The organism is Micromonospora sp. AMSO12t, assembly GCF_008806585.1.
GTDB classification, from domain to species: domain Bacteria; phylum Actinomycetota; class Actinomycetes; order Mycobacteriales; family Micromonosporaceae; genus Micromonospora; species Micromonospora reichwaldensis.
The window spans coordinates 1-6,907 of sequence record NZ_WAAS01000311.1; the positions used below are offsets into that span (position 1 = coordinate 1).

The 6,907-nt window shown below is 75.8% G+C and carries 8 protein-coding genes; 1 reads left to right on the top strand and 7 read right to left on the bottom strand.

Translation table 11 applies throughout. The features are described 5' to 3' along the window. Positions 1-4: 4 nt before the first annotated feature. The 3 genes from aroQ to F6X68_RS28810 all read right to left on the bottom strand — a co-directional run bounded on the left by aroQ (position 5) and on the right by F6X68_RS28810 (position 2,582). Positions 5-436, bottom strand: a complete 432-nt coding sequence (aroQ, locus tag F6X68_RS28800; RefSeq protein WP_151457199.1) for a type II 3-dehydroquinate dehydratase — start codon at positions 434-436, stop codon at positions 5-7. Next, a complete protein-coding gene (gene aroB / locus F6X68_RS28805) occupies positions 433-1,509 on the bottom strand; it encodes a 3-dehydroquinate synthase (protein ID WP_151457200.1) in 1,077 nt (358 codons plus the stop codon). Before aroB ends, aroQ begins: the two co-directional genes overlap by 4 nt. 107 nt (positions 1,510-1,616) lie before the next feature. Then, complete coding sequence (locus F6X68_RS28810; RefSeq protein ID WP_151457201.1) at positions 1,617-2,582, bottom strand: YafY family protein; 966 nt, start codon at positions 2,580-2,582, stop codon at positions 1,617-1,619. Positions 2,583-2,662: 80 nt separating this feature from the next. On the opposite strand from F6X68_RS28810, the gene F6X68_RS28815 reads away from it, so the two are divergent. Continuing rightward, entirely contained in the window at positions 2,663-3,391 is a 729-nt protein-coding gene (locus F6X68_RS28815) for an alpha/beta fold hydrolase (RefSeq protein ID WP_151457202.1), read from the top strand. Positions 3,392-3,431: 40 nt separating this feature from the next. On the opposite strand, the gene F6X68_RS28820 is transcribed toward F6X68_RS28815, so the two are convergent. From F6X68_RS28820 to F6X68_RS28835, 4 genes are all read right to left on the bottom strand, one after another. Continuing rightward, positions 3,432-3,935: a shikimate kinase gene (locus tag F6X68_RS28820; protein WP_151457205.1), complete on the bottom strand. Its 504-nt coding sequence runs from the start codon at positions 3,933-3,935 to the stop codon at positions 3,432-3,434. Positions 3,936-3,981: 46 nt separating this feature from the next. Beyond that, complete coding sequence (gene aroC, locus F6X68_RS28825; RefSeq protein ID WP_151457203.1) at positions 3,982-5,160, bottom strand: chorismate synthase; 1,179 nt, start codon at positions 5,158-5,160, stop codon at positions 3,982-3,984. A gap of 198 nt (positions 5,161-5,358) precedes the next feature. Continuing rightward, positions 5,359-6,279: a glycosyltransferase family 2 protein gene (locus F6X68_RS28830; RefSeq protein ID WP_151457204.1), complete on the bottom strand. Its 921-nt coding sequence runs from the start codon at positions 6,277-6,279 to the stop codon at positions 5,359-5,361. Next, positions 6,276-6,890: a glycosyltransferase gene (locus F6X68_RS28835; protein ID WP_151457206.1), complete on the bottom strand. Its 615-nt coding sequence runs from the start codon at positions 6,888-6,890 to the stop codon at positions 6,276-6,278. The genes F6X68_RS28830 and F6X68_RS28835 overlap by 4 nt, the downstream gene beginning before the upstream one ends. Positions 6,891-6,907 lie beyond the last annotated feature (17 nt).

Below are 6,907 nucleotides of genomic sequence, written 5' to 3' on the forward strand. Positions count from 1 at the left end.
GGGGTCAGCGGATCAGGGCGGCCAGGTGGTGCAGGGCCAGGCGGTAGCCGTCGACGCCGAGGCCGCAGATCACCCCGGTCGCCACCGCCGACACCACGGAGTGGTGCCGGAACTCCTCGCGGGCGTGGATGTTGGAGATGTGCACCTCGACCAGCGGCCCGCGCAGCATGGCGCAGGCGTCCCGGACCGCGTACGAGTAGTGCGACCAGGCGGCGGGGTTGAGCACCACGGCGGCGCCCTCGTCGGCGGCGGCGTGCAGCCAGCCCAGCAGCTCGTGCTCGGCGTCGGTCTGCCGGACCGTCACGTCCAGGCCCAGCTCCCGCCCGGTCGACTCGCAGAGCGCCACCAGGTCCGCGTAGCTGGTCGCCCCGTAGACGTCCGGCTGCCGGGTGCCGAGCCGGCCCAGGTTCGGGCCGTTCAGCACGTGGACCTTCACGCGGCCACCTCGCGGTAGGCCGCCTCCAGCAGCTCGTCGTCCGGGCCCTCCAGGATCGCCGGCCGGGCCAGCCCGTCCAGCACGACGAAACGCAGCTGGTTGCCCCGGGCCTTCTTGTCCACCCGCATCGTGGCGAGCAGTCCGGGCCAGGCCTGCGCGGGATAGCTGGTGGGCAGGCCGAGCGCCGCCATGGCCGTCCGGTGCCGCTCGGCGGTGGGGGCGTCCAGCCGCCCGGCCAGTCGGGCCAACTCACCGGCGTAGACGACGCCGACCGACACCGCGTGGCCGTGCCGCCAGCGGTAGTCCTCCGCCTTCTCGATGGCGTGGGCCAGGGTGTGACCGTAGTTGAGCACCTCCCGCACGCCCGACTCGCGCAGGTCGCCCGAGACCACGTCGGACTTCACCCGGATCGCCCGCTCGATCAGCTCGCGGGTCACCGGGCCGGTCGGGTCGGTGGCCGCCGCCCGGTCCCGCTCCACCAGGTCGAGGATCACCGGGTCGGCGATGAAGCCGCACTTGACCACCTCGGCCAGACCGGCGGCGAGGTCGGCCTGCGGGAGGCTGTCCAGCGTCGTCAGGTCGGCGAGGACGCCGACCGGCGGGTGGAACGCCCCGACCAGGTTCTTGCCGGCGGCGGTGTTGATCCCGGTCTTGCCGCCCACCGCCGCGTCGACCATGCCCAGCAGCGAGGTCGCCACCGGAACCCAGCGCACCCCCCGCAGCCAGCAGGCCGCGACGAAGCCGGCCAGGTCGGTCACCGCGCCGCCACCGACGCCCACCACCGCGTCGGTACGGGTGAAACCCGCCTCGCCCAGCCGGTCCCAGCAGGTCGCCGCCACGTCGATGCGCTTGCCCGCCTCGGCGTCCGGCACCTCGATCAGCAGCGGTGCGACGCCGGCGGCGCGCAGCCGCCCGCCGATCGCGTCCGCCAGTTCCTTCAGCGGGTGCGCGTGCAGCACAGCCACCCGGGTCGCGTCCGGCAGCAGCCCGGGCAGCGCGTCGAGCAGGTCGCGTCCCACCAGCACGTCGTACGGGCGCTCGCCGCCGACCGGGATCCGGGTCACCTCGTCCATCGCCGGCAGCCTAGTCCAGCCGCCCGATCCGAGGGGGGAACTGTCCACTTCGTGGCCACCCGTTCCCGCGCCGGGGCGGGACCGCGCGGGCCGCCCCCGGGGCGGGATCACCCGGGCACCCGGGCCGCCCACACGGCCAGCCCTCGAGCGTGCGCGGCGACCTCGGCGCGCAGGGCCTCGGGGCGTACGACGGTGAACGGCCAGCCCAGCCCAGCGAGCAGCTGGGCCATCCCGGCCAGGCTCTCCGCGCGGGCGCGCAGTAGTACTCCGCCGTCGGTCGCGCTCAGCTCGGCCACGCTGGGCGGCAGGCGGCGTCGCGCGGCGGCCAGGTCGGCCTCGAGCAGCACCTCGACGTCGTGGGCGTACGGGACGCGGGCCAGCGAGCGGGTCACCTGGGCGACCGGGTCGAAGCCGGCGGGCACGGTGAAGGTCTCCTCCCCCGGCAGCACCTCCCCGATCCGGTCCAGCCGGAACGTGCGCACCTCCCCGCGCAGGTGGTCGTGGCCCGTGACGTACCAGCGGCCGGAGTGGAAGACCAGCCCGTACGGGTCGAGCTCCCGGCGGGTCACCGTGCCGGAAGAGGAACGGTGCTCCAGCCGTACCCGGCGCCGGTGCCGAGCGGCGGCGCCGAGGGTGAGCAGCGTCCCGGTCGCCGGCCGGGGCTGCGGCGCCGATCGCCGCAGGGTGAAGCCGAGGTGCTCCTGCACCGCCGCGAGGCGGTCACTGAGCGTGGGCGGGAGCACCCTGCGGATCTTGGCCAACGCGGTCGCGGTCGCCGGTTCTTCGGTGCCCAGCCCGAGCCGCTCGGCGGCGACCAGACCGAGCAGCACGGCGACGGCCTCGTCGTCGGTGAGCATCAGCGGCGGCAGCTTGTAGCCGGGGCGCAGCCGGTAGCCGCCGTGGCGGCCCCGCTCGGCAGCGACCGGGATGCCCAGCTCGGCCAGGGTCGCGGCGTAGCGGCGCACCGTGCGCCCGTCCACCCCCAGCCGGCGGGCCAGCTCCGCCCCGGTGAGCCGGTGGTGGCTCTGGAGCAGTTCGAGCATGCCGAGCACCCGGGCGGCGGGATGCGACACGGACCACTCCTTCAAAGCGGGCGGAAAGCGTCCGGATTCGATCGTACGGTGGTCGCGGACGACGAGAGAGGGAGGCCGCGATGGCGACGTTCGTGCTGGTGCCGGGGTTCTGGCTGGGCGGTTGGGCGTGGCGCGACGTGACCGCGGCGCTGCGCGGGCAGGGCCACGAGGTGCACCCGGTGACGCTGACCGGGGTGGCCGAGCGCGCCCACCTCGCCGGCCCGGAGGTCGGCCTGGAGACACACACGACCGACATCGTCCGGTTGATCGAGGTGGAGGAGCTGCACGACGTCGTGCTGGTGGGCCACTCCGGCGGCGGGCTGCCGGTGACCCAGGCGGCGGACCGCCTCGGCGAGCGGATCGCCCGGGTGGTCTACGTGGAGAGCGGGCCGATGCCCGACGGCATGTCGCAGTTCGACAGCAACCCGCCCGAGGAGCAGGAGCGGCTGCGCGCCGAGATCGGCGACGGGCACCTGCTGCCGCCGCCCGCGTTCGACCCGGCCCAGGACCCGCAGAACCTGGCCGGGCTGGCCCCGGCCGCACTTGCGCTGCTGCGGCGGCGGGCCACCGCCCACCCGCTGCGCGCCGCCACCGACCCGGTCCGCCGCACCGGTGGGCGCGCGGTGCCGACGGCCCTGGTGGCGAGCACCTTCCCGCTCGTGGTGGTCGAGGACATGATCGCGCAGGGCCACCCGTTCTTCGCCGGGCTGGCCGGCGGCCGGCTGTACGCGCTGCCCACCGGCCACTGGCCACTGCTCAGCGAGCCGAAGGGCCTGGCCGACGTGCTCGACGACATCGCCCGCGAGTGACACGGCCGCCGGGGTCCCGGGGCCCGCGGCGGTGCGGGGCTCAGCGCTTGAGGAGCGCGGCGATCTCCGCGGCGATCTCCGCCGGGGACCGCCCGTCGGTGACGACCGTCGCGGTGGCCACCTCGGCGTAGAGCGGGCGGCGCTGGTCCAGCAGGTACTTCAGCGTCGCCCGGGGGTTGATCGCCAGTAGGGGGCGGCCCCCGCCGAGCCCGACCCGCTTCACCGCGTCGGACAGCTCGACGGAGAGGTGGACCACGGGGTGCCCGACCAGGGCCGCGCGGTTCTCCTCGGCGAGGATCGCGCCGCCGCCGAGGGCGAGCACGCCCCCGCACGAGGCAAGCCCCGCCGCCACGGCCGCCCGTTCGAGGGTACGGAAGTGGTCCTCACCCTCGTCGATGAAGATCTCGGAGATCGGCTTGCCGGCCAGCCGCACGATGTCCAAATCGGTGTCGCGGAACTCCACGCCGAGCAGCTCGGCCAGCGCCAGCCCGACGGTGGTCTTGCCCGAGCCGGGCGCCCCCACCAGCACGCAGACCGGCGCCATCAGCGGCACCGCCGAACCGCCGCGCGCCCCGCCCGCCGAACCGCGCTCACCGGATCACCAGGGCGTCGAGGTAGCTGGCCAGGTTGCGGCGGATCTCGGCGACCGAGTCGCCGCCGAACTTCTCGGTGGCGGCCTCCGCCAGCACCAGCGCCACCATCGCCTCGGCGACGACGGCGGCGGCGGGCACGGCGCAGACGTCCGAGCGCTGGTTGATCGCGGTGGCCGGCTCGCCCGTGGTGACGTCCACCGTCGCCAGTGCCCGGTTCAGCGACGAGATCGGCTTCATCGCGGCCTTCACCCGCAGCGGCTCGCCGGTGGTGATGCCGCCCTCCAGCCCGCCGGCCCGGTCGGTGACCCGGCGTACGCCGGTGGCGGTGGGGATGATCTCGTCGTGCGCCTCGGAGCCACGCGAGCGCGCCTGCCGCCAGCCGTCGCCGATCTCCACGCCCTTGATGGCCTGGATCGACATGAGGGCGGTCGCGAGCCGGGCGTCGAGCTTGCGGTCCCACTGCACGTGGCTGCCCAGGCCCGGCGGCACCCCGTACGCCAGCACCTCGACCACGCCACCCAGGGTGTCGGCGGCCTTCTTCGCGGCGTCGACCTCGGCGACCATCCGGGCGCTGGCCTCCGGGTCGAGGCAGCGCAGCGGGTCCGCGTCGATGCGGTCGGCGTCGGCGGGCGTGGGGCGCAGCCCGGGCTTGGCGGCGACCGGGCCCAGCTCCACCACGTGCGAGACGACCTCGATGCCGAGGGCCTGCCGGAGCAGCGCCTTGGCGACCGTGCCGACGGCGACCCGGGCGGCGGTCTCCCGCGCGCTGGCCCGCTCCAGGATCGGCCGGGCGTCGGTGTGGCCGTACTTCTGCATGCCGGCCAGGTCGGCGTGCCCCGGGCGGGGGCGGGTGAGCGGCGCGTTGCGGGCCTGGCTGGCCAGTTCCTCCGCGTCGACCGGGTCGGCGGCCATCACGGTGCGCCACTTGGGCCACTCGGAGTTGCCGACGCGGATCGCGACCGGGCTGCCGAGGGTCGCCCCGTGCCGCAGCCCGCCGATGACCTCCACCTCGTCCTGCTCGAACGACATCCGCGCACCCCGGCCGTAGCCGAGCCGGCGCCGGGCCAGCTCACCGGCGATGTCCCCGGTGGTCACCTCGACGCCGGCGGGCACGCCCTCGAGCATCGCGACGAGGGCGGGACCGTGCGATTCCCCTGCAGTCAACCAGCGCAACACAGCGGTCAGTCTGTCACGCCCGGTGGCCGCCGCCGTGCGGTGCCCGCCGCGTCCCGCCCTGCGGACGCGGCACGGCCAACCGACGGCCCCGCCGCGACCGCCGGGTGGCCCGCCGCCCGGGCACACCCGCCGGTAGGACCCGCGCGGCCCCGGAGGCCGCGAGGTCCGTGCCCAGGGGCGATCCCGGGCGGCGCGGGCTCAGATGCCCCGGCCGCGTTTGTGCAGGGTACGCAGCACCGCGTCGGCGCGGACCATCCGCCCGGCGACGGCGAGGGCCAGGTACGCCCTCGGCTCGCGCGGGTTGCGCCGGATGGTGTGCCGGGCCCAGCGCATCGCGCCCCGCCGGTCGCCGGACGCGGCACGGGCGAAGGCGATCTGCCCGGTGACCCGCGCCTCGCCGGCCGGCTGGGTGCCGAATTCCGGGTAGCGCTCCAGCAGCCACTGCAACGCCTCGGAGATGGTGTCCCAGCGCTGCGCGAAGTAGGACCGCTTGTGCCAGCGCACCAGCACGTACGGCGTGCGCAGGTTGACCAGCGGCGCGCTGCGGGCGGCCCGCAGCAGGAACTCGTAGTCCTCCGCGTAGCTGCCCGGGATCTCCTCGTCGACCAGCCCGAACCCGTCGCGCAGCGCGGCGGCGCGGATCAGGAAGGTCGACGGGTGCAGCTCCGTCATCCGGTCCCGCAGCAGGTCGGCCAGGGTGACCGAGTCCTTCGGCAGTGCCCGGTCGACGGTGTGCCCGTCGTAGCTGACCCGGATGCCGCAGCTGACGAACTCCGCGTCGGGGTGGGCGGCGAGCGCCTCGACCTGGGCCCGCAGCTTGCCGGGCAGCCACTCGTCGTCGTCGTCGCAGAACGCGACGAGCTCGCCGGTGGCCGCCAGGACGCCCGAGTTGCGGGCGCCGGCCAGGCCGGGGGCGCGCTCGTTGCGGATGACCCGGACCAGCCGGTCCGGGCGGGACAGCTCGGCCAGCGAGGCGTCCGGCTCGGACTGGTCGTAGACCACCACCACCTCGATCGGGCCGGGGTGGTCCTGGTCGAGGATGGCGCGTACGGCGGCCCGGAGCAGCTCCGGGCGGTCCCGGGTGGGCACCACCGCGCTCACGCTCGGGTGTTCGGTCATCGCCGCTCTCCGTTCCGGGCCGGCCGTGCCCACGGCCGCCACCTCGTCCGCTGCCGTCGTCCGGTCGACGCGGCCACCAGGTCCTCCACGATCCGTCCCACCTGCTCGACCGCCGCGCGGCGCGCCCGGGACGCGTCCGGGTCGGCCGCGACGGCGAACCGCGACGGGTCGGCGAGGCCTGCGGTGAGCGCCTCGAACAGCGCCTCCCGGGTCTCGGCCAGCGCCACCATGCCGGCCGCGCCCAGGCGACGGGCGAACAACTGCTGGTGGTCGTCGACGTGTTCGCCCCGGGTCGGATCCCGTGGGACGACGATCGGCAGGTGACCGTGCCGGCGGGCCTCCAGGATGGTGGCCGGGCCGCCGTGGCAGACCACGAGGTCGGCCTCGGCCATCGCCGTCTGCAGCTCGTCGTGACCGAGGAAGGGCATCGCCCCGGGCACCCCGGGGGCCCGGGTGTGTCCGTGCTGGACGGTCAGCCCGACGTCCTCGGCGACGGCGGGATGCCACTCCTCCAGCCAGCCGACCAGGCGGTCGAACGGGTGCTTGTCGGTGCCGACGGCGACCAGCAGCCGGGCCTGCGCGAGGCTGCCGGAGTCGCGCGGCCGGGGCACCCGGGTGGCGGGCGCGC